Origin of the sequence: Hydrogenophaga crocea, assembly GCF_011388215.1 — a bacterium.
Lineage (GTDB): Bacteria > Pseudomonadota > Gammaproteobacteria > Burkholderiales > Burkholderiaceae_C > Hydrogenophaga > Hydrogenophaga crocea.
The window spans coordinates 4,351,248-4,372,292 of sequence record NZ_CP049989.1; the positions used below are offsets into that span (position 1 = coordinate 4,351,248).

Annotated in this window: 20 protein-coding genes; 16 read left to right on the plus strand and 4 right to left on the minus strand. The window is 68.6% G+C overall.

Features of this window, described 5'->3' with window-relative positions; all coding sequences use genetic code 11:
* Positions 1-8: 8 nt before the first annotated feature.
* Complete coding sequence (gene yihA / locus G9Q37_RS20715; RefSeq protein ID WP_166230354.1) at positions 9-719, minus strand: ribosome biogenesis GTP-binding protein YihA/YsxC; 711 nt, start codon at positions 717-719, stop codon at positions 9-11.
* Between the two features lie 105 nt (positions 720-824).
* Here yihA and G9Q37_RS20720 point away from each other — a divergent pair, with 105 nt between their 5' ends.
* From G9Q37_RS20720 to G9Q37_RS20740, 5 genes are all read left to right on the plus strand, one after another.
* Positions 825-1,439, plus strand: coding sequence for a c-type cytochrome (locus tag G9Q37_RS20720; RefSeq protein WP_166230356.1), 615 nt, complete (start codon positions 825-827; stop codon positions 1,437-1,439).
* Between the two features lie 96 nt (positions 1,440-1,535).
* Positions 1,536-3,680, plus strand: coding sequence for a cytochrome c biogenesis protein ResB (locus tag G9Q37_RS20725; protein ID WP_166230358.1), 2,145 nt, complete (start codon positions 1,536-1,538; stop codon positions 3,678-3,680).
* Positions 3,677-5,038 (plus strand): c-type cytochrome biogenesis protein CcsB, encoded by a 1,362-nt coding sequence (ccsB, locus tag G9Q37_RS20730; protein ID WP_166230360.1) that lies wholly within the window; start codon positions 3,677-3,679, stop codon positions 5,036-5,038. The genes G9Q37_RS20725 and ccsB overlap by 4 nt, the downstream gene beginning before the upstream one ends.
* 94 nt (positions 5,039-5,132) lie before the next feature.
* Positions 5,133-6,125, plus strand: a complete 993-nt coding sequence (gene msrP / locus G9Q37_RS20735; protein ID WP_166230362.1) for a protein-methionine-sulfoxide reductase catalytic subunit MsrP — start codon at positions 5,133-5,135, stop codon at positions 6,123-6,125.
* A 10-nt stretch (positions 6,126-6,135) separates the two neighbouring features.
* The gene (locus G9Q37_RS20740; protein WP_166230364.1) at positions 6,136-6,774 is read left to right on the plus strand and encodes a protein-methionine-sulfoxide reductase heme-binding subunit MsrQ; all 639 of its coding nucleotides are present in this window, start codon (positions 6,136-6,138) and stop codon (positions 6,772-6,774) included.
* Here G9Q37_RS20740 and lysA read toward each other — a convergent pair.
* Together lysA and lptM are read right to left on the minus strand one after the other, a co-directional pair.
* Positions 6,744-8,015, minus strand: coding sequence for a diaminopimelate decarboxylase (gene lysA / locus G9Q37_RS20745; RefSeq protein WP_166230366.1), 1,272 nt, complete (start codon positions 8,013-8,015; stop codon positions 6,744-6,746). The genes G9Q37_RS20740 and lysA overlap by 31 nt on opposite strands.
* On the minus strand, positions 7,972-8,169 hold the full coding sequence (lptM, locus tag G9Q37_RS21990; protein ID WP_166230368.1) for an LPS translocon maturation chaperone LptM: 198 nt from the start codon (positions 8,167-8,169) through the stop codon (positions 7,972-7,974). The genes lysA and lptM overlap by 44 nt, the downstream gene beginning before the upstream one ends.
* An 11-nt stretch (positions 8,170-8,180) precedes the next feature.
* On the opposite strand from lptM, the gene cyaY reads away from it, so the two are divergent.
* Positions 8,181-8,510: an iron donor protein CyaY gene (cyaY, locus tag G9Q37_RS20755; protein WP_166230370.1), complete on the plus strand. Its 330-nt coding sequence runs from the start codon at positions 8,181-8,183 to the stop codon at positions 8,508-8,510.
* Here cyaY and G9Q37_RS20760 read toward each other — a convergent pair.
* A complete protein-coding gene (locus tag G9Q37_RS20760; RefSeq protein WP_166230389.1) occupies positions 8,500-10,926 on the minus strand; it encodes a penicillin-binding protein 1A in 2,427 nt (808 codons plus the stop codon). The two genes, cyaY and G9Q37_RS20760, sit on opposite strands and share 11 nt — an antisense overlap.
* Before the next feature lie 264 nt (positions 10,927-11,190).
* On the opposite strand from G9Q37_RS20760, the gene G9Q37_RS20765 reads away from it, so the two are divergent.
* Genes G9Q37_RS20765 through G9Q37_RS20810 form a run of 10 tightly spaced genes read left to right on the plus strand, consistent with a single transcriptional unit; the run spans position 11,191 to position 21,018 of the window.
* Positions 11,191-12,270 carry a pilus assembly protein PilM gene (locus G9Q37_RS20765; protein ID WP_166230391.1) on the plus strand — a complete coding sequence of 360 codons (1,080 nt, stop codon included), beginning with the start codon at positions 11,191-11,193 and terminating at the stop codon, positions 12,268-12,270.
* Complete coding sequence (locus G9Q37_RS20770) at positions 12,267-12,899, plus strand: PilN domain-containing protein (RefSeq protein ID WP_166230393.1); 633 nt, start codon at positions 12,267-12,269, stop codon at positions 12,897-12,899. The genes G9Q37_RS20765 and G9Q37_RS20770 overlap by 4 nt, the downstream gene beginning before the upstream one ends.
* Positions 12,900-12,909: 10 nt before the next feature.
* Positions 12,910-13,581 (plus strand): type IV pilus inner membrane component PilO, encoded by a 672-nt coding sequence (locus tag G9Q37_RS20775; RefSeq protein ID WP_166230395.1) that lies wholly within the window; start codon positions 12,910-12,912, stop codon positions 13,579-13,581.
* On the plus strand, positions 13,581-14,117 hold the full coding sequence (locus G9Q37_RS20780) for a pilus assembly protein PilP (protein WP_166230397.1): 537 nt from the start codon (positions 13,581-13,583) through the stop codon (positions 14,115-14,117). Before G9Q37_RS20775 ends, G9Q37_RS20780 begins: the two co-directional genes overlap by 1 nt.
* A complete protein-coding gene (locus G9Q37_RS20785) occupies positions 14,114-16,237 on the plus strand; it encodes a type IV pilus secretin PilQ (RefSeq protein ID WP_205710684.1) in 2,124 nt (707 codons plus the stop codon). Before G9Q37_RS20780 ends, G9Q37_RS20785 begins: the two co-directional genes overlap by 4 nt.
* The gene (locus tag G9Q37_RS20790; RefSeq protein WP_166230399.1) at positions 16,234-16,785 is read left to right on the plus strand and encodes a shikimate kinase; all 552 of its coding nucleotides are present in this window, start codon (positions 16,234-16,236) and stop codon (positions 16,783-16,785) included. Before G9Q37_RS20785 ends, G9Q37_RS20790 begins: the two co-directional genes overlap by 4 nt.
* A gap of 41 nt (positions 16,786-16,826) precedes the next feature.
* Entirely contained in the window at positions 16,827-17,951 is a 1,125-nt protein-coding gene (gene aroB, locus G9Q37_RS20795; protein ID WP_166230400.1) for a 3-dehydroquinate synthase, read from the plus strand.
* Complete coding sequence (locus G9Q37_RS20800) at positions 17,948-19,111, plus strand: deoxyguanosinetriphosphate triphosphohydrolase (RefSeq protein WP_166230402.1); 1,164 nt, start codon at positions 17,948-17,950, stop codon at positions 19,109-19,111. The genes aroB and G9Q37_RS20800 overlap by 4 nt, the downstream gene beginning before the upstream one ends.
* Complete coding sequence (locus G9Q37_RS20805) at positions 19,108-20,286, plus strand: MFS transporter (RefSeq protein ID WP_166230404.1); 1,179 nt, start codon at positions 19,108-19,110, stop codon at positions 20,284-20,286. The genes G9Q37_RS20800 and G9Q37_RS20805 overlap by 4 nt, the downstream gene beginning before the upstream one ends.
* A gap of 27 nt (positions 20,287-20,313) precedes the next feature.
* A complete protein-coding gene (locus tag G9Q37_RS20810) occupies positions 20,314-21,018 on the plus strand; it encodes a transposase (protein ID WP_166230406.1) in 705 nt (234 codons plus the stop codon).
* Positions 21,019-21,045 lie beyond the last annotated feature (27 nt).

The window sequence follows — 21,045 nt, forward strand, 5'->3', positions numbered from 1 at the left end:
GCGCGGCCTCAGTCCAGGGCCGGGGGCTCGTCGTCTGGCGGCGCGGGCGCGGCGGCGGGCGCCGCGGGCGCTTCGAGCGCCCACTGCCGCAGCAGCACCGCCACCTCGTCCAGGCCCTGCTTCTTGAGCGCCGAGAACAGCCGAGCCTCGCCGCCGGCGGTCTGCAGCCGCGCGATCGACAGCGCCTTGTGGGCCTCGGTGCGGGTGAGCTTGTCGGCCTTGGTGAGCAGCACGAGGAACTTCAGGCCGTCCTGCACGCGCGGGCGGATCGCTTCGAGCAGCGCTTCGTCGAGTTCGGTCAGGCCCAGGCGCGGGTCGACCAGCATGACCACTGCGCGCAGGTTGGGGCGCGTCAGCAGGTAATTGGCCATCACGCGCTGCCAGCGCAGCTTGGCCTCGCGCGGCACCGCCGCGTAGCCGTAGCCGGGCAGGTCGGCCAGCACGGCGTCGGTCACGCCCTGCTTGCCCAGGGTGAACAGGTTGATGCTCTGGGTGCGGCCGGGCGTTTTCGAGGCGAACGCCAGCCGTTTCTGCTGTGTCAGCGTGTTGATCGCCGTGGATTTGCCCGCGTTGGAGCGGCCCACGAAGGCGAATTCGGGCACCTCGAGCGCAGGCAGGGTCTCCAGCGTCGGGGCGGTGGTGAGAAAGCGCGCCGTGTGCAACCACGCGTGGGCCAGGCGGGCGTCGGCACTGGGGGCCGGAGTGGAGTGGTGGGTCATCTGAGGCAGGCTTGGTGGCGCATTGTAAAATCGTCGGGTTTTGACCGGCCGAGCCTCGATCGTCCCCACACACCGAACCCGTCCGCCCGCGACGCACGCCCCGACATGAAATTGCCTGTCTCCTTCCTGATGGCCGCTGCCGCTGCAGCCCTTTCCCTGAACGTGCACGCGCAGGCGGCCAAGCCGGACCTCGCCAAGGGTTCCGCCACCTACGGCAACGTCTGCGTGGCCTGCCACGCCGCCGACGGCAACTCGACCACGCCGGCCAACCCCAAGCTCGCGGGCCAGCACCCCGAGTACCTGATGAAGCAGCTGCAGGAATACAAGTCGGGCAAGCGCGCCAACCCCATCATGCAGGGCATGGCCGCCGGCCTGTCGGACGACGACATGCGCAACGTGGCCCACTGGCTGGCCTCGCAAAAGCCCGCGCCGGGCTTCGCCTCGGACCCCGAGCTCGTCAAGCTGGGTGAGCGCATCTACCGCGGCGGCCTGGCCGACCGTGGCATCGCCGCCTGCGCCGGCTGCCACAGCCCGAACGGCGCCGGCATCCCGTCGCAGTACCCGCGCCTGTCGGGTCAGCACGCCGACTACACCAAGACCCAGCTGGAGCATTTCCGCAATGGCACCCGCGCCAACAACGCGCAGATGCGCGACGTGGCCGCGAAGATGACCGACCGCGAGATCAAGGCGGTGTCCGACTACATCGCCGGCCTGCGCTGATTTTTTCGCCGGTCACTGAACCGGCGCCGCGCAACCGCATCAGAACAAGGCGCTTCGCGAACTCCGCAAGCGCCTTTTTTCTTCGCCCTTCACCCCATGACCGCATCGACCCAAGGCCTGGAACTGCAGAACGGCTCGCGCCGCTGGGCCGCGCTGGTGGAATTGCTGTCGTCGATGCGCTTTGCCATCGCGCTGCTCACCGTGATCTGCATCGCCTCGGTGATCGGCACGGTGGTCAAGCAGGCCGAGCCTTACAACAACTACGTCAACCAGTTCGGGCCGTTCTGGGCCGAGGTGTTCGGTTCGGCCCACCTGTTCACGGTCTACAGCGCCTGGTGGTTCCTGCTCATCCTGGCCTTTCTGGTGGTGAGCACCAGCCTGTGCATCGCGCGCAACACGCCCAAGATCCTGGCCGACTTCAAGGCCTACAAGGAAAACATCCGCGAGCAAAGCCTCAAGGCCTTCCCGCACCGCGCGCAGGCCGAGCTGGCCGAGGCGCCGCAGGCCGCGGCGCACCGCATCGGGCAGCAACTGCTGGGCGCGGGCTGGAAGGTGCGGCTGCAGTCGCGCACCACCCCCCAGGGCGAGGGCTGGATGGTGGCCGCCAAGAAGGGCGCGGCCAACAAGTGGGGCTACATCGCCGCGCACAGCGCGATCGTGCTGGTCTGCGTGGGCGGCCTGCTCGACGGCGACCTCATGGTGCGCGCGCAGACCTGGTTCAACGGCAAACAGATCTTCGAGGGCGGCGGCATGATCGCCGACGTGCCGGCCCAGCACCGGTTGTCCACCAGCAACCCCACCTTCCGCGGCAACCTGCTGGTCACCGAAGGCACGGCATCGAGCACCGCGATCCTGTCCCAGCCCGGTGGCGTGCTGCTGCAGGAGCTGCCGTTCTCGGTCGAGCTCAGGAAGTTCATCGTCGAGTACTACGACACCGGCATGCCGCGGCTGTTCGCGAGCGAGATCGTGATCCACGACCGCGAGACCGGCGAGCAGATTCCGGCGCGTGTCGAGGTGAACCACCCGGTGTTCCACCGCGGCATTGCCATCTACCAGTCGAGCTTCGACGATGGCGGCTCGCGCGTGAAGCTGCAGGCCGTGCCCTTCACGCGCGGCGCCCGGCCTTTCGAGGTCGAGGGCACCGTCGGCGGCTCGACCCAGCTCAGCAACGGCGACCAGCAGATGACGCTGGAGTACACCGCGCTGCGCGTGATCAACGTCGAGAACTTCGCGGGCAACGCGGGCGGTGGCACCGACGTGCGCAAGGTCGACCTGCGCGAGGCGGTGGAGAGCCGGCTGGGCTCGGCGCACAAGACCACTACCGAAAAAACGCTGCGCAACGTGGGGCCGAGCGTGACCTACAAGCTGCGCGACAGCGCGGGCCAGGCGATCGAGTACCACAACTACATGCTCCCGGTGGAGCTCGACGGTCAGCGCGTCTTCCTGCTGGGCCTGCGCGAAACGCCGCAGGACCCGTTCCGCTACCTGCGCGTGCCGGCCGACGAGAACGATGCCATGGACGGCTTCGCCCGCCTGCGGGCGGCGCTCGACGACCCCCAGCTGCGCGCCGAGGCCGTGCGCCGTTACGCCGTGCAATCGGTCGAGAGCGGTCGCACCGACCTGGCCCAGGCGCTGGCGGCATCGGCCACGCGCGCGCTCGCGCTGTTCGCGGGCGCCGAGCGCCTGCCTGCCGAGGCCGCGGCCGGTGACAACGGCCAGCCGCCGCGCGACCTCAAGGGCGGCCTGCAGGCGGTGTCGGCCTTTCTGGAAACCAGCGTGCCGGCCGAGGAACGCGAGCGCGCGAGCGAGGTGCTGGTGCGCATCCTCAACGGCACCCTGTTCGAACTGCTGCAGCTCAGCCGCGAAAAGGCCGGCCTGGCGCCGCTGCCACGCGACGACGCCACCCAGCGCTTCATGACCCAGGCCGTCATCAGCCTGTCCGACAGCTTCTTCTACCCGGCGCCCATGGCGCTGACGCTCAAGGACTTCACCCACGTGCAGGCCAGCGTCTTCCAGGTCGCGCGCGCGCCCGGCAAGACCATCGTCTACCTGGGGTGCCTGTTGCTCATCCTGGGCGTCTTTGCCATGCTCTATGTGCGCGAGCGCCGCGTGTGGGTGTGGCTCGCGCCGAACGCGCAGGGCGCCCAGGCCAGCCTGGCCCTGTCGACCAACCGCAAGACGCTCGACGCCGACCACGAATTCGACTTGCTCAAGACCCAGCTGTTGCAGGTGAAACCATGAACACCGCCACCCAGACCATCGATCTCAAGAAGGCCGCCGCCGGCGGCGGCCTGCAGCCCGGCTACTTCGCGCGCCGCGACGTGTGGGACTGGCTCTTTGCCGCGCTCGTGCTCGCGGCCGGTGTCGCGGCCTTCGCGCTCTATGGCAGCGCCATGGACGGCTACGAAAAAGCCATCCTCGCGGGCACCGTGCCCAGCCTGGTCTGGCTCGGCTGGTTCTGGCGCCCGCTGCGCCTGCTGACGGTGGTCGTCGGCGCGCTGGCGCTGCTGGCGATCTGGCTTTACCAGGCGCCGGGTGGCGGCGCCGACCTTGCGCGCAGCGAGCAGGTGTTCCTGCTCAAGTACTTCATCTCGAGCCAGTCGGCCATCCTCTGGATGAGCGTGCTGTTCTTCATGAGCACGGCCTTCTACTGGATCGGCATGTTCACGCGCGCCGGCGCGGCCTTCGAGGCCATGGGCTCGCGCCTGGCCTGGGTGGCCATCGGCCTGGCGCTCATCGGCTCGCTCGTGCGCTGGTACGAAAGCCACCAGATCGGCCCCGGCATCGGCCACATCCCGGTGAGCAACCTGTACGAAGTGTTCGTGCTGTTCTGCTGGATGACCGCGGCCTTCTACCTGTACTACGAAGACCGCTACGCCACGCGCAGCATGGGCGCGTTCTCGATGCTGATCGTGAGCGCGGCCGTGGGCTTTCTGCTCTGGTACACGGTGGTGCGCGAAGCGCACGAGATCCAGCCGCTGGTTCCCGCGCTGCAGAGCTGGTGGATGAAGCTGCACGTGCCCGCGAACTTCATCGGCTACGGCACCTTCGCGATCGCGGCCATGCTGGCCTTTGCCTACCTCATCAAGCAGACCGCGGGTGAGACGCGCTGGTACAAGCTTGCGCCGCTGTGGCTGCTGGGCGTGGTGCTGTGCTTCGAGCCCATCGTGTTCCGCCAGAGCGCGGCCGAGAAGGGCGGCAGCTACTGGTTCGTCTACTTCGGCGTGTCGGCGCTCATCGTGGGCACCATCATGTTCGGCCGCCGCCGCATCGCCGAGCGCCTGCCCTCGTTCGAGGTGCTCGACGACGTGATGTACAAGGCCATCGCGGTCGGCTTCGCCTTCTTCACCATCGCCACCGTGCTCGGCGCGCTCTGGGCCGCGGAGGCCTGGGGCGGCTACTGGAGCTGGGACCCCAAGGAGACCTGGGCGCTGATCGTGTGGCTCAACTACGCGGCCTGGCTGCACATGCGCCTCATGAAGGGCCTGCGAGGCACCGTGGCCGCCTGGTGGGCGCTGGTCGGTCTGGCCATCACCACCTTCGCTTTCCTCGGCGTCAACATGTTCCTGTCGGGTTTGCACAGCTACGGCGAACTCTGATCGCGGAAACCAGCGAGACTCAGGCGGATCGAAGCACCGATCCGCCGGCGGGCGCGGCATCTTCCGCGCCCGTGTCATTTCTGGAGGCAAGGCCATGCTGATCCGCACGCCCGACAACGGTTTCGTCCACCCCACCAGCAGCGACATCACGCCGCGCTCGGCCTACCTGCAACGCCGCCAATGGCTGCTGGCGGCGGCCGCTGCGGGCGCCACCTGGGCCGCGCGAGACGCCTGGGCCCAGAACACGGTGCCCCGTCCGGGCAAGCTCGCCCCCTTGCCGGGCAAGCCCAGCACCGTGCCCGGCGGCACCACGGTGGAGAAACCCGCGCGCTACGAAGACGCGGCGGGCTACAACAACTTCTACGAGTTCGGCCTCGACAAGGAAGACCCGGCGCGTTACGCCAAGACGCTCAAGCCGCAGCCCTGGACCGTGCAGGTCGAGGGGCTGGTGAACAAGCCGGGCCGCTTCGATCTCGAGGCCCTGCTCAAGCTGGCGCCCATGGAGGAGCGCATCTACCGCCTGCGCTGCGTCGAGGGCTGGTCGATGGTGATCCCGTGGGAGGGCTACTCGCTGGCCGAACTCATCAAGCGCGTGGAGCCGCAGGGCAGCGCGAAGTACGTGGAGTTCGTGACCTTGGCCGACGACAAGCAGATGCCCGGTCTGCGCTCGAACGTGCTGAACTGGCCCTATGTGGAAGGCCTGCGCATGGACGAGGCCCTGCACCCGCTGACCCTGCTCACCTTCGGCATGTATGGCGAGGTGCTGCCGAACCAGAACGGCGCGCCGGTGCGGCTCGTGGTGCCCTGGAAGTACGGCTTCAAGAGCGGCAAGTCGATCGTGAAGATCCGCTTCACCGAGCAGCAGCCCAAGACGGCCTGGAACGTGGCGGCGCCGCAGGAATACGGCTTCTATTCGAACGTGAACCCGCAGGTGTCGCACCCGCGCTGGAGCCAGGCCACCGAGCGCCGCATCGGCGAAGACGGCGGTGGCCTGTTCGCCAAGCGCCGACAGACCCTGATGTTCAACGGCTACGAGGCGCAGGTGGGCCAGCTCTACGCGGGCATGGACCTCAAGAAGTTTTACTGAGCCCCGCCCCATGGACCGCGCGGCCCTTCAGCGGGCCTTGTTGCATCCCCTGGCCAAGCCGCTGGTGTTCGCGCTCTGGCTGCTGCCCTTCGTGTGGCTGGTCTGGGCCGCGGTGGCCGATCGGCTCGGTGCGAACCCGGCCGAGGCGCTGATCCGCTCGCTGGGCGACTGGACGCTGCGTGCGCTGCTGCTGGTGCTCCTGGTGACGCCCTTGCGGATCACCTTCCGGATGCCCGCGCTTGCGCGCTTTCGCCGCATGCTCGGCGTGTTCGTGTTCTTCTACGCCACGCTGCACTGGCTCGCGTATGTGTGGTTCGACATGGGCTTCGTGTGGGCCGATGTGGTGGCCGACATTCCCAAGCGCCCGTTCATTCTGGTGGGCTCGCTGGCCTGGCTGCTGCTGCTGGCGCTCGCGGCGACCTCGTTCAACCGCGCGATCCGCGCGCTCGGTGCACCGCGCTGGCAGGCGCTGCACCGCGCGGTCTACGCGATCGCGGTGCTCGCGCTGCTGCACTTCTTCTGGATGCGCGCGGGCAAGAACAACTTTCAGGAGGTGGCGGTGTACGCCGCGCTGTTCGCGCTGGTGCTGGGCTGGCGCCTGTGGCGGCGCCTCGCGCCTCAGGGCAGCAGCGTCTCGAGCCGCATCTGATCGGCCGCGCTCTCGCGCTGGCGGATCGGCGTGGCCATGGCGCCGTCCACCAGCACTTCGGCCGCGCGGCCGCGCGTGTTGTAGTTGCTGGCCATGGCCATGCAGTACGCACCGGCCGACAACACGGCCAGCAGGTCGCCCTGCTGCACGGCGAGCGCCCGGTCGCGGCCCAGCCAGTCGCCGCTTTCGCACACCGGGCCCACCACGTCCCACACGGTGCTCGCGGCGTCGGCGCGCGGGCGCACCGGCTCGATGCGGTGGAAGGCCTGGTACATCGCCGGTCGCGGCAGGTCGTTCATGGCCGCGTCGACGATCAGGAAGTTCTTCTGTTCGCCGGGCTTGGTGAACAGCACCTCGGTGAGGCAGACGCCCGCGTTGCCCACCAGCGAGCGGCCGGGTTCGATCATCACCGTGCGCTCGCCGTAGCCGCGCGCATCGAGCTTGGCCAGCAGTTGCGGCCACAGGGCGTCGGCGGCCGGCGGGGTGTCGCCGTTGTAGTCGATGCCCAGACCGCCGCCGAAGTCGATGTGGTGCAGCGGCACGCCCGCCGCCTCGATCGCGGCGACCAGGTCGAGCACGCGGTCCATGGCGTCGAGGTAGGGCGCCACTTCGGTGATCTGCGAACCGATGTGGCAGTCGATGCCCACGACCTCCAGGCCGGCGCAGGCCGCGGCATGGCGGTAGGTCTGCAGCACCTCGCTGTGGGCGATGCCGAACTTGTTGCCCTTGAGGCCGGTGGAGATGTAGGGGTGGGTCTTCGCGTCCACATCGGGGTTGACGCGGATGCTCACGCGCGCGCGCAGGCCCATCGAGCGCGCGACCTCGTCGAGCACGTCGAGCTCGGCGCGGCTTTCGACGTTGAAGCAGCCGATGCCGACCTCGAGCGCGCGGCGCATCTCGCCGCGCTGCTTGCCCACGCCGGAGAACACGATGCGCTCGGGCGCGCAACCGGCCGCCAGCGCGCGTTCGAGCTCACCGCCCGAGACGATGTCCAGGCCGCAACCCGCCCGCACCAGCACCTGCAGGATGGCCAGCGACGAGTTGGCCTTCATGGCATAGCAGATCAGGTGCTTGCGGCCCGCGAGGCCGCGCTGGTAGGCGGCCAGCGCCTGCAGGATGGCGGCCTTGCTGTAGACGAAGAGCGGGGTGCCGTGTTCGCGGGCCAGGCGCTCGAGGGGCACGTCCTCGAAATGCAATTCACCGTGTCGAAGCGTCAGGTGTGCGGGCAGGGGCAGGGACATCGGTGGAAGCCTTGGTCTTGGCGGCGGAGGTCGGAGAGGGCAGGTAGAGCGGACCCCGCTGCCCGCAGGCAGCCAGGCACGACAGCGCCAACGCCAAGGCCATGACCCGAGCGGGGCCGGAGCGGAAACCTAGAATGCGCAGCCACCTGAACATCCGCGCATTCTATGACCGACCTCGAATACCAGGACCGCGCCGAAGCCTTGTTGCGCGCGGTCGAGCTGGCCTGCGATCGCATCAACGAAGACAGCGATGCCGACATCGACAACCAGCGTGTGGGCGGCATGATCACGCTGACCTTTCGCAACCGCAGCCAGATCGTGATCAACCTGCAGAAGCCGCTGCACGAGGTGTGGTTGGCCGCGCGCGCGGGCGGCTTCCACTACAAGCACGACGGCACGAACTGGCAGGACACCAAGGGCAGCGGCGAGTTCTTCGAGAACCTGAGCCGCTACGCCAGCGAGCAGGCCGGCCAGCCCCTGCGCTTCAGTTCCTGAACAGGTTGAGGATGCTGCGTCGCTCGTCCGGCTGCGGTGCCGGCACCGGCGTCGGCACCGGCAGGCCGTTGTTGTCCACCGGCGTGCCGTTCGGTGCTCCGGGCCAGGGGTCGCCCAGGCCGAGGCCGTGCACGCCGCGGCCGGGCACGAACTCTTCGTAGTACCACTCGCCGCCCACATTGACGACGCCGGGCGGGGCCTCGTACGTCGTCACCGGCACGCCCTTGAGCATCTCCTGCATGAACGAGATCCAGATCGGCAGGGCCAGGCCACCGCCGGTTTCGCGGCTGCCCAGGTTGCGCGGCGTGTCGTAGCCGATCCAGGCGCCCGCGGCCAGCGTGGGCTGGAATCCCACGAACCAGGCGTCGACCGCGTCGTTGGTGGTGCCGGTCTTGCCGTACAGGTCGGGGCGCTTGAGTGTGGCCTGCGCGCGCGCCGCGGTGCCCGAGCGCGTGATCTCCTGCAGCAGGTTGTTCATGATGAAGGCGTTGCGCGGTTCGATCGCGCGCGGCGCGTTGTCCAGCGTGGTTTGCGGCGCCTCGTAGAGCACATGGCCGCGCGCATCGGTGACGCGCGTGATGAGCAGGGGCGCCACGCGGTGACCGCCGTTGGCGAACACGGAATAGGCCGAGACCATCTGCAGCGGCGTGACCGAGCCCGCGCCCAGGGCCATCGTGAGGTAGGCGGGGTGCTTGTCGGCGTCGAAGCCGAAGCGCGTCACCCATTCCTGCGCGCTTTGCGTGCCCACCAGCTGCAGCACGCGGATCGACACCATGTTCTTGGACTTGGCGAGCGCGCGGCGCACCGACATTGGTCCCTCGAACTGGCCGTCGTAGTTCTTGGGCTCCCAGGGCTTGCCACCGGTTTCGGTGGCCGAGTAGAACAGCGGCGCGTCGTTCACCACGGTCATGGGCGTGAGGCCCTTTTCCAGCGCCGCGGAATAGATGAAGGGCTTGAAGCTCGAGCCCGGCTGGCGCCAGGCCTGCGTCACGTGGTTGAACTTGCTCTTGTTGAAGTCGAAGCCGCCGATGAGGGCCGCGATGCGTCCGTTGCGCGGGTCCATGGCCACGAAGGCCGACTCCACCTCGGGCACCTGTGTGATGCGCCAGGACTTGTCGTCGACCTTGACCACGCGCACCACCGCGCCCGGGCGCAGCTTGATGTTGGGGCCGGCTTTGTCCGACAGGCCCGATTGCACGGGCTTGAGGCCTTCGCCCGTGATCTCGATCGGGTCGCCGTCCTGGCGCACCACGACCACCTTGCGCGGGCTGGCTTCGAGCACCACGGCCGACAGCAGATCGCCGTTGTCGGGGCGCTCGGCGAGCGCCTCGTCGATGGCCTGGTCGCGCTGCTGCGGGTCGTCGGGCAGGTTGATGAACAGCTCGGGGCCGCGGTAGAACTGGCGGCGCTCGTAGTCGAGCACGCCCTGGCGCACCGCGCGGTAGGCCGCCTGCTGCGCCTTGGTGTTGATGGTGGTGGTGACGACCAGGCCGCGCGTGTAGGCCGCTTCGCCGTACTGCGCGACGATGGCCTGGCGCGCCATTTCGGCCGCGAATTCGGCGGCCATGTGTTCCTCGCGGGCGGGTTGGCGCAGCTTGATCGGCTGGGCCTTGGCCTCGGCCGCCTGGGCCGGCGTGATGAAGCCGTTCTCGACCATGCGGTCGATGATGTAGCGCTGCCGCGCCTGGGCGCGCTTGGGGTTGCGCACCGGGTTGTAGGCCGAAGGCGCCTGGGGCAGGCCGGCCAGCACCGCGGCCTCGGCGATGGTCACGTCCTTGAGCGGCTTGCCGAAGTAGATCTGCGAGGCCGATGCGAAACCGTAGGCCCGCTGCCCCAGGAAGATCTGGTTCATGTAGATCTCGAGGATCTGTTCCTTGGTGAGCAGGTGCTCGAGCTTGAAGGTGAGCAGCACCTCGTAGATCTTGCGCGTGTAGCTCTTCTCGGCCGAGAGGTAGACGTTGCGCGCGACCTGCATGGTGATGGTGGATGCGCCCTGGCTCTTGGCCTCGCGCAGGTTGGCCAGCGCCGCGCGCACCATGCCGCGGTAGTCGACGCCGCTGTGCTCGAAAAAGCGCGCGTCCTCGATGGCGAGCACCGCGTTCTTCATCACGTCGGGGATCTCGTCGATGGTGAGCAGATTGCGCCGCTCTTCACCGAATTCGCCGAGCAACTGCCCGTCGTCCGCGAGCACGCGCAGGGGCAGCTTGGGTCGGTAGTCGGCCAGTCCGGTGACGTCGGGCAGGTTGGGATAGGCCACCGCCAGAGCGATGCCGATGGCGATCAACATGGCCGCAACACCCGCCGCCGCCAGTCCGGCCGCAGCCACCACCAAGCGCCCGATCCAGGCGAGTGCAGAAGGGCGCGCAGATACTGCCTTCGCAGTGGTGCCTTTGGCAGGCTGGGTGTCTTGGGTCATTCGGATTCGGGGCAATCGGCCCGCCATTGTAGGAGTCGGTTTCCGGGCCGATGGGGTTTTGAAGGGCGGCTTCGCATGGGCCGGAACCAGGGCAGACACCTGGGCACTCGGCCATCACCGTCCCCTCACAGCGCGTCGGCTTTTGACAACGTTTCTATTTGTGCGTGAGGCAAGAAATCTTTGCCGCTCAATGGGCTTACTGCTAGCATTGAAGTGAATTCTTAAGTATGGCGCGCGTGCGCGCCACGCGATTTGGGGGCCACCTTGATCTCATTGGGATCGCTTTTCAGCCGGGAACCGGCGCCCTTGTTGGGCATTGATGTCAGTTCCTCCAGCGTCAAGCTGGTCGAGTTGAGCCGCAATCGCGCAGGCGAGTTCGTGCTTGAACGGTGTGCCATGGAGCCGCTGGAGCGCGGCTGGATCACCGACGGCAACATCGAGAAGTTCGACGAAGTGGCCGACGCCTTGCGCCGCGTGGTGCGCAAGAGCGGCAGCAAGACCCGCAACGTGGCGCTCGCACTGCCGGCGTCCGCGGTGATCACGAAGAAGATCATCCTGCCCGGTGGCATGTCCGACAAGGAACTCGAGGCGCAGGTCGAGTCCGAGGCCAACCAGTACATCCCGTTCTCGCTCGACGAGGTCAGCCTCGATTTCTGCGTGGTGGGGCCCAGCACCACCTCGGTGGGCGACGTCGAGGTGCTCATCGCGGCCTCGCGCAAGGAAAAGGTGTCCGACCGGCAGGGCCTGGCCGAAGCGGCCGGCCTCAAGCCCGTGGTGATGGACGTGGAGTCCTACGCGTCGCGCCTGGCCGCCGGCCGTGTGATCGAGACGCTGCCGAACCAGGGCGTCGATGCGCTCGTGGCCCTGTTCGAGATCGGCTCGATGACCACCAGCCTGCAAGTCATCCGCAACGACGAGGTGCTCTACGAGCGCGACCAGGCGTTCGGCGGCAGCCAGCTCACGCAGCTCATCATCCGCCAGTACGGTTTTTCGACCGACGAGGCCGAGGCCAAGAAACGGTCGGGCGATCTGCCCGAGGACTACCAGAGCGCCGTGCTCGATCCGTTCATCGAAAGCCTGTCGCAGGAAATCGGCCGGGCGCTGCAGTTCTTCTTCACGAGCACGCCTTACAACAAGATCGACCACATCCTGCTCGCGGGCGGCAGCGCCGCGCTGCTGGGCCTGACCGAAGCGGTCACGCACCAGACCTCGTTCGCCTGCATGCTGATCAATCCCTTCGACGCGATGGAACTGGGTTCCAACATCCAGGCGCGCAAGATCTCGCGCGAGTCGTCGGCCTACCTGACGTCCACCGGTCTTGCGCTTCGGAGGTTCTACCAATGATCCTCATCAACCTGCTGCCGCACCGCGAAGCGGCACGCAAGCGCCAGAAGGAACAGTTTTTTGTCCAGCTGGGGCTCTCCGCCCTGCTCGGCGGCGTGATCAGCGGTGCCGTGTTCACCTGGTACCAGGGGCAGATCTCGGTCCAGCAGGAGCGCAACCAATTCCTCACGCAGGAAATCGCCAAGCTCGACGCCGAGATCAAGGACATCGCCACGTTGCAGGCGCAGATCGCCTCGCTGCGCGCCCGCCAGGCCGCGGTGGAAGACCTGCAGGCCGGCCGCAACCTGCCGGTGTACCTGCTCGAAGAGCTGGTCAAGCAACTGCCCGAAGGGGTGTACCTGCGCTCGATGAAGCAGGAGGGCAGCAGCGTGCTGCTCAACGGCACCGCCCAGTCCCAGGAGCGTGTGTCCGAGTTGCTGCGCAACCTTGGCAACAACAGCCCGGCCCTGACCCGTCCCGAACTCGTCGAGATCGTGGCCGCGAACGCTGCGGTGAGCGGCAAGGACGCGCGGCGCGTGGCGAACTTCGTCATGCGTGTGACCCTGCGCCGTCCGGAAGCCCCGAAGCCGGCTGCGGTGCCGGCCGCTGACCCGGCCAAACCCGCGGCCCCCGCCGCGGGCAAGGTTTGAAGAGGTTGTGATGGCCAAGAAGTCCGCTCTCAACATGGATTTGTCTGCCCTGCAGGGCAAGCTGCGGTCGCAGTTCTCGGGGCTCGATCCCAACGACCCTTCATTGTGGCCCGCGCTGCCTCGCAACCTGCTGTTCGTCGCGGTGTGCGCGGGCGTGGTGGCGGCGCTGTGGTTCTCCTGGCTCAAGGGCGTGGACGAAGAGCTCGTGGCCGAGACGGCCAAGGAGCAGCAGCTGCGCGAGACCTACAAGCAGAAGCTGGTGCAGGCCGTGAACCTCGACGCCCTGCGCAAGCAGCTCGAGCAGGTCCAGCAGTACGTGACGCAACTGGAGAAGCAGCTGCCCAGCAAGGCCGAGATGGACGCGCTGCTGTCGGACATCAACCAGGCCGGTCTGGGCCGCAGCCTGCAGTTCGAGCTGTTCCGCCCGGGGCAGGTGGCGGTGCGCGAGTACTACGCCGAACTCCCGATCACCATCCGCGTCACGGGCAGCTACCACGACATCGGTCTGTTCGCCGGCGACATCGCCAACCTGTCGCGCATCGTGACCCTCAACAACCTCACGCTGACGCCGATAGCCAATCGTGAGGGCTACCTCGCCATGGACGGCGTGGCCAAGACCTTCCGCTACCTGGATCCGGAAGAGGTGGCGGCACAGCAAAAGGCCAAGGGGGCTGCCAAGTGATGCATCGATTTTCCTGCGCGGCACTCGGGGTGATGGTCCTGGCGGGCTGCACCTCCTCGGGCCAGGACGAATTGCAGGCCTGGATGCAGGCCGAGCGCAATGCGATCCGTCCGTCGGTGCAGCCGATTCCAGAACCCACCCGCTTCGTTCCCCAGCCCTACGGCGCCGAGCGCCTGATCCCGCCCTTCAGCACCGAGAAGCTGGCCAGCCTGCTGCGTGGCGCGCAGACGGTGTCCGCGGCCAGTTCGGCGCTGATCGAGCCCGAGCTCGCGCGCCGCCGTCAGCCGCTCGAGGCCTTCCCGCTGGACGCCATGAGCATGGTGGGCAGTCTGAACCGGGATGGCCAGCTGGTGGCCCTGGTGAAGATCGACCGGCTGCTGTACCAGGTGCGTCCCGGAAACTACCTGGGTCAGAACTACGGGCGGGTGACCCGCATTACCGAAACCGAAGTGGTTCTGCGCGAGATCGTGCAGGACGCCGCAGGCGAATGGATCGAGCGCCCGACGGCGCTGCAGCTAGTAGAGGAATCTAAATGAAGAAGCCGGAACAGACGATGACGGGCGCATCGTGGGGGCGGAGGCTGTACAAGGGCGGTCTGGCGGCGTGTCTGCTCGCCAGTTCCTGGCTGGCCCAGGCGCAGGTGGCGATCCAGTCGGTCACGGGCGGCATCCAGAGCGGCGCCGAGATCATCCGCATCAACACCAACGAGCCGCTCAAGGCGGTTCCGGCGAGCTTCTCCACGCAGTCGCCCGCGCGCATCGCGCTGGACTTTCCTGGCGTCACCAACGCGATCGGCCGCAGCACCGTGGACATCAACGAGGGCAACCTGCGCTCGGCCACGGTGGTGCAGGCGGGCGACCGCACGCGCGTGGTGATCAACCTCAAGCAGGCAGCAGCTTTCCAGACGCGCATTGACGGCAACAGCCTGCTCGTGGTGCTGGAGCGCTCCGAAGCCGTGACGGCCCAGACGAACCCGCCCGCGGCCTTCTCCGAGAGCCGCAACGTGGACGTGGGCGCGTTGCGCGACATCGACTTCCGCCGCGGCACGGGCAACAGCGGCCGCGTGGTCGTCGAACTGCCGAACAACCAGGTGGGCGTGGACATCCGCCAGGAAGGCACCGGCCTGGTCGTCGAGTTCATGAAGAGCGTGCTGCCCGAAGGGCTGCGCCGCCGCCTCGACGTGACCGACTTCGGCACGCCGGTGCGCACCGTCACCACCACCCAGAACGGCGATCGCGTGCGCATGGTGGTGGCCGCCACGGGCAACTGGGAACACTCGGCTTACCAGAGCGACAACCAGTTCGTGCTCGAGGTGCGCGAGCAGCGCATCGACCCCTCCAAGCTCACCCAGGGCCCGGGCTACTCGGGCGAGAAGCTGTCGCTGAACTTCCAGAACATCGAGGTTCGAGCGCTGCTGCAGGTGATCGCCGACTTCACCAACTTCAACATCGTCACCTCCGACTCGGTGACGGGCGCCGTGACCCTGCGCCTGCGCGATGTGCCCTGGGACCAGGCGCTCGACATCATCATGCAGGCCAAGGGCCTGGGCCTGCGCAAGACCGGCAACGTGCTGTGGATCGCGCCGCGCGACGAGATCGCCGCCCGCGAGAAGCAGGAGCTCGAGGCCCGTGCGACCGTGGAGAGCCTCGAACAGGTTCGCACCCAGTCGTTCCAGATGAACTACGCCAAGGCGGCCGACATCGCAGCCCAGCTTACCGCGGGCTCGGTGGGAGGGACCGGCTCGTCGGGCGGCTCGGCACGCATCATCTCGGCACGCGGCAGTGTGATCGCCGAGCCACGCACCAACCAGCTGTTCGTCACCGACATCCCCTCGCGCCTGCAGCAGGTGCAGGACCTTATCGCCAAGCTCGACATCCCCATCCGCCAGGTGCTCATCGAGGCCCGCATCGTCGAAGCCGACGACGACTTCAGCAAGTCCATCGGCGTGCGCCTGGGTGGCGGCGTGCGTGATTTCAGCGCCGGTTCGGTCAACGGCAACGGCGTTCGCGGCAACTTCGGCAGCAACTACTCGGCCGTCACGACCAGCCCCACGCTGACCTCCTCGCCCTTCGTCAGCCTGCCCGCGCTGCCGCCCAGTGGCACCGCGGCCACCTACGCCTTGTCGCTGTTCAGCCCCAACGCCTCGCGCTTCCTCGCGCTCGAGATCTCGGCGCTGGAGTCGGACGGCAAAGGCCGCGTGGTGTCGAGCCCGCGGGTGGTCACGGCCGACCAGGTGAAGGCCCTGATCGAGCAGGGTACCGAATTCCCCTACCAGACCGCCACCTCCAGCGGCGCCACGGCCATCGCCTTCCGCAAGGCCAACCTCAAGCTCGAGGTCACGCCGCAGATCACGCCCGAGGGCAACATCATTCTCGACCTGGACGTGAACAAGGACACCCGCGGCGAGACCACCGTGGACGGCATCGCGATCGACACCAAGCACGTGAAGACCCAGGTGCTGGTCGAGAACGGCGGCACCGTGGTGATCGGCGGCATCTTCGAGCGCACCGAGCGCAACCAGATCCGCAAGGTGCCGCTGCTTGGCGACATCCCGGCCGTGGGCAACCTGTTCAAGTCGCGCGACATGATCGATGAGCGTTCCGAACTGCTGATCTTCATCACGCCCCGCGTGCTCGGCCGCACCGCGATCAATTGACTCTCAGCACATCGGTATTCCTCGTCGGACTGCCGGGCTCGGGCAAATCCACCGTCGGGCGCCAGTTGGCCCGCCGGCTGGGTTTGCCCTTTGTCGATGTGGACCACGCTATCGAGGCGCACATCGGCTCCAGCATCCGCACCTTCTTTGAGCGCGAGGGCGAGGCCGCGTTTCGCGACGTCGAGGCCGGCGTGCTGGCCGACATCGCCGCCGGCCCGATCTCGGTCGTGTCGACCGGCGGGGGAGCGGTGCTCCGGCCCGAGAACCGGCAATGCATGCGCGAGCACGGCCAGGTCGTGTACCTGCGGTCCTCGCCCGAGGAGCTGCAGCGCCGTCTCCGCCATGACCGCAACCGGCCGCTGCTGCAGGTTGCCGATCCGCTGGCCAAGCTGCGCGAGCTGCACGCACAACGCCACCCGCTGTATGCGCAGAGCGCGCATTTCACGATCGACACCGGCCGGCCCTCGGTGGCGACGCTGGTGAACATGATCGTCATGCAGCTCGAGCTCGCGGGCTTCGTGCGCACCGCGCCCGACGCGCCGGCCTGAGCCCCCAAGGCCCCGCCCGGGGGCCGGCATACACTTCGGGCATGCCCTCCACCGACGTTGTTCCCACGCCTTTGCAAGTGCCCATCGACCTGGGCGATCGCAGCTACGACATCCTGATCGGCGCCGGCCTGCTCGACGATCCCGCCTCCTACGAAGGCCTGCCCACCAGTGGTCACGCGCTGATCGTGACCAACGAAACCGTGGCGCCCTTGTACCTGGCGTCGCTCGAGCAGGGGCTCAAGCGACGGCACCGCCAGGTGCACACGGTGGTGTTGCCCGACGGCGAGGCGCACAAGAACTGGGTCACACTGCAGCGCATCTTCGATGGCCTGCTCGCTGCGGGCTGTGACCGCAAGACCGTGCTCTACGCCCTGGGCGGCGGTGTGGTGGGCGACATGACCGGTTTCGCCGCCGCGTGCTTCATGCGCGGCGTGTCGTTCGTTCAACTGCCCACCACCTTGCTGTCGCAGGTCGACTCTTCCGTGGGTGGCAAGACCGGCATCAACCACCCGCTGGGCAAGAACATGGTCGGCGCCTTCCACCAGCCCTTGCGCGTGCTGTGCGACCTGTCGGTGCTGCGCACCCTGCCGGCGCGGGAACTCAGCGCGGGCCTGGCCGAGGTCATCAAGTACGGACCGATCGCCGACATGGCCTTTTTCGAATGGATCGAGACGCGCATCGATGCCCTGCGGGCCCTCGACCTGCAGGCCCTGGCGCATGCGGTGCAGCGCAGCTGCGAGATCAAGGCCGCCGTGGTGTCCAGCGATGAGCGCGAGTCGGGCCTGCGCGCCATCCTCAACTTCGGCCACACCTTCGGGCACGCGATCGAGGCCGGCATGGGCTATGGCGCCTGGCTGCACGGCGAAGCCGTGGGATGCGGCATGGTCATGGCAGCGCGCCTGTCGCAAGCGGTCGGGCTGGTCGATGCGGCCTTCGTGGACCGCGTCAAGCGCCTCGTCGAGCGCGCCGGACTGCCCGTGGTGGCGCCGGTGCTCGACCCCGGTCGCAACGCCGAGCGTTACCTCGACCTCATGCGGGTGGACAAGAAGGCCGAGGCCGGCGAGATCCGCTTCGTGCTCATCGACGGCCCGGGCCGCGCGGTGCTGCGCCCGGTGCCCGATGCGGTGGTGGCCGACGTGATCGCGCGCAGCTGCCAGCCCGCATGACGGCCTTGCTGGCCCCCTACGCCTGCGACCCTGCGCGCAGCCGCGGTCGGCGCCATCCCGAGCCCGACGCGCCGACGCGCACCGCCTTCCAGCGCGACCGCGACCGCATCGTGCACTCCACCGCGTTCCGCCGCCTGGTCTACAAGACCCAGGTCTTCCTCAACCACGAAGGCGATCTGTTCCGCACGCGGCTCACGCACTCGATCGAGGTGGCCCAACTGGGCCGCAGCATCGCGCGCTCGCTGCGTCTCAACGAAGACCTCGTGGAGGCCGTGGCGCTGGCCCACGATCTGGGCCACACGCCCTTCGGCCACGCTGGCCAGGACGCCCTGCACGAAGCCTTGCAGGCCTTGCCGCCGGACGGCCAGGCGCCCGAGGGCTGGGGCTTCGAGCACAACCTGCAAAGCCTTCGGGTGGTCGACGAACTCGAAGAACGCTACCCCGAGTTCGACGGCCTGAACCTCTGCTTCGAAACGCGCGAGGGCATCCTCAAGCACTGCTCACGCCGCCACGCCGAGCAGCTCGAGGCGCGCGAGCCGGGCGGCATCGCGCGGCGCTTTCTCCAGGGCGGCTCGCCTTCGCTCGAAGCCCAGTTGTGCAACCTGGCCGACGAGATCGCCTACAACGCGCACGACATCGACGACGGCGTGCGTTCGGGCCTGATCACGATGGAGCAGCTCGAGGCGGTCGAGCTGTTCGACCGCTACCGCCGCCAGGCGCTACAGCAGCATCCCCACCTGCGCGGCCGGCGGCTGCTCTTCGAAAGCATCCGCCGCATGCTGAGCGATCAGGTGTACGACGTGATCGACGCGACCCGCGCGCGCATCGCCGAGGCGGGCGTGCAATCGCCCGACGAGGTGCGCGCCTCGGCCGCGCTGGTGCGCTTTTCCGACGGCATGCGCGACAGCAGCCAGCAGCTCAAGCGCTTCCTGTTCCGCAACCTCTACCGCCACCCGCAGGTGGTCGAGACCACGGGCCGGGCGCGCCAGGTGGTGCGCGACCTGTTCGAGCGCTACCTGGCCGAGCCCTCGCAATTGCCCGAGGCCTACCGCGAAGCGCCGGCGCTGCCGCGCGCCGTGGCCGATTACATCGCGGGCATGACCGACCGCTTCGCGATCCGCGAGCACGAACGCCTGTTCGGCGCCGCGGTGTTCCCATGAGCGGGCCGCAGCCTCCGAAGCGCGCGGCCGCGCTCGTGGTGGGCGTGGGCGTGACCTGCGCCCTGCACATCGGCAAGCTGCCGCCCGCCGTGCCGGCCTTGCAGGCCGGGCTGGGCATCAGTCTGCTGCAGGCCGGCTTCCTGTTGTCGCTGGTGCAGCTCGCGGGCATGTGCCTGGGCCTGTTCGTCGGCCTCTCGGCCGACCGCTTCGGTCCGCGGCGCGTGATGCTGCTCGGGCTGGTGGCCCTCGCACTGGGCAGCGCCTGGGGCGCCACGGCGCCTTCGCCGGGCTGGCTGCTGGCCTCGCGCGTGCTCGAAGGGCTGGGCTTTCTGCTGGCGGTGCTGCCGGCCCCCGGGCTGATCCGCCGCCACGTGGCCGAGCCGCGGCTGCTCGCGCGCTCGCTGGGCTGGTGGGGCGCCTACATGCCGCTGGGCACGGCCCTGGCGCTGCTGGTGGGCGCACCGGTGATCGAGTCCATGGGCTGGCGCGTGGTGTGGCTGGCGCTGTCGGGGGTGTCGGCCCTGGCCGCGCTGATGCTGCTCATGGGCCTGCCGGCAGATGCCCGCCTGGACGGTCAGGCCGCTCCCTTGCTGCCGCGCCTGCGGCGCACCCTGTCGGCGCCCGGGCCCTGGCTCGTGGCCCTGGGTTTCCTGCTGTACTCGGGCCAGTGGCTGGCGGTGGTGGGCTTTCTGCCCACCATCCTGGCGCAGGGCGGGCTCGGCGGTGTCGCGGCCGGCCTGTTGAGCGCGCTGGCCGCGGCGGTGAACATGGGCGGCAACATCGGCGCCGGCCGCTGGATCGCGCACGGTGCGCGACCCCTGGTGGTGCTGCGGCTCGCCTACCTCGCCATGGGCGTGGGCGCGGTGCTGGCGTTTGCGCTCGACGGGCCGTTCGGCCTGCAGTACCTGGGGGTGCTGGTGTTCTCCGGCGTGGGCGGGCTGATTCCTGGCACGCTGTTCGGGCTTGCGGTGCGGCTGGCGCCGGGTGAAGACACGGTGTCGACCACGGTGGGCTGGATGCAGCAGCTCTCGGCCCTGGGGCAGTTCGCCGGGCCGCCGCTGGTGGCCTGGGTGGCGACGCTGGCCGGGGGCTGGCAATGGAGCTGGCTCGTGACCGGCGCCTGCTGCCTGCTGGGCCTGTGGGTGGCCCAGCGCATCGACCGCGCGCTCCCATAATCGGCCCCCCACCACGATGCCCCGGCCATGGCCCGACTGCCCCGCCTCACCCTTGCCGGTCACGCCCACCACGTGATCCAGCGCGGCAACAACCGCCAGGCCATCGTGCTGGACGACACCGACCGCCAGCAGCTCATGGACCTCGTGTTCGAGCAGGCGCGTGCCCACGGCGTGGCCGTGCACGCCTGGGCGCTGATGGACAACCACCTGCACCTGCTGCTCACGCCCACCACGGCCGATGGCGTGCCGCGCACCATGCAGGCCGTGGGCCGGGCCTACGTGCGCCGCTTCAACAACCGGCACGGCCGCAGCGGCACCCTGTGGGACGGTCGCTACAAGTCGACGCTGGTGCAGGAAGAGGGCTACCTGCTGGCCTGCATGGCCCACATCGAACTGCACCCGGTGCGCGAGGGCCTGGTGTCGGATCCGCGCGACTACGCCTGGTCGAGCCACCGCCACCACATCGGGCAGCGCGTCGACCGCCAGCTCACGCCGCACCCCGTGTACTGGGCGCTGGGCAACACGCCGTTCGCGCGCGAGGCAGCCTATGGCGAGCGGGTGCGCGCCGGCCTGTCGGCCGAGCAGCAGCGGGCCATCGCCGACGCCACGCTCCACGGCTGGGCCCTGGGCGACGCGGCCTTCGTGCAGGCCCTGCAAAAGCACACCGAGCGCCGGGTGGCGCGTTCGCCGCGCGGCCGCCCGCCGATGCCGGTGCGTGCCGACGAGCCCTGAGCCCTTCGCGTCTTTGATCTGTCCCCA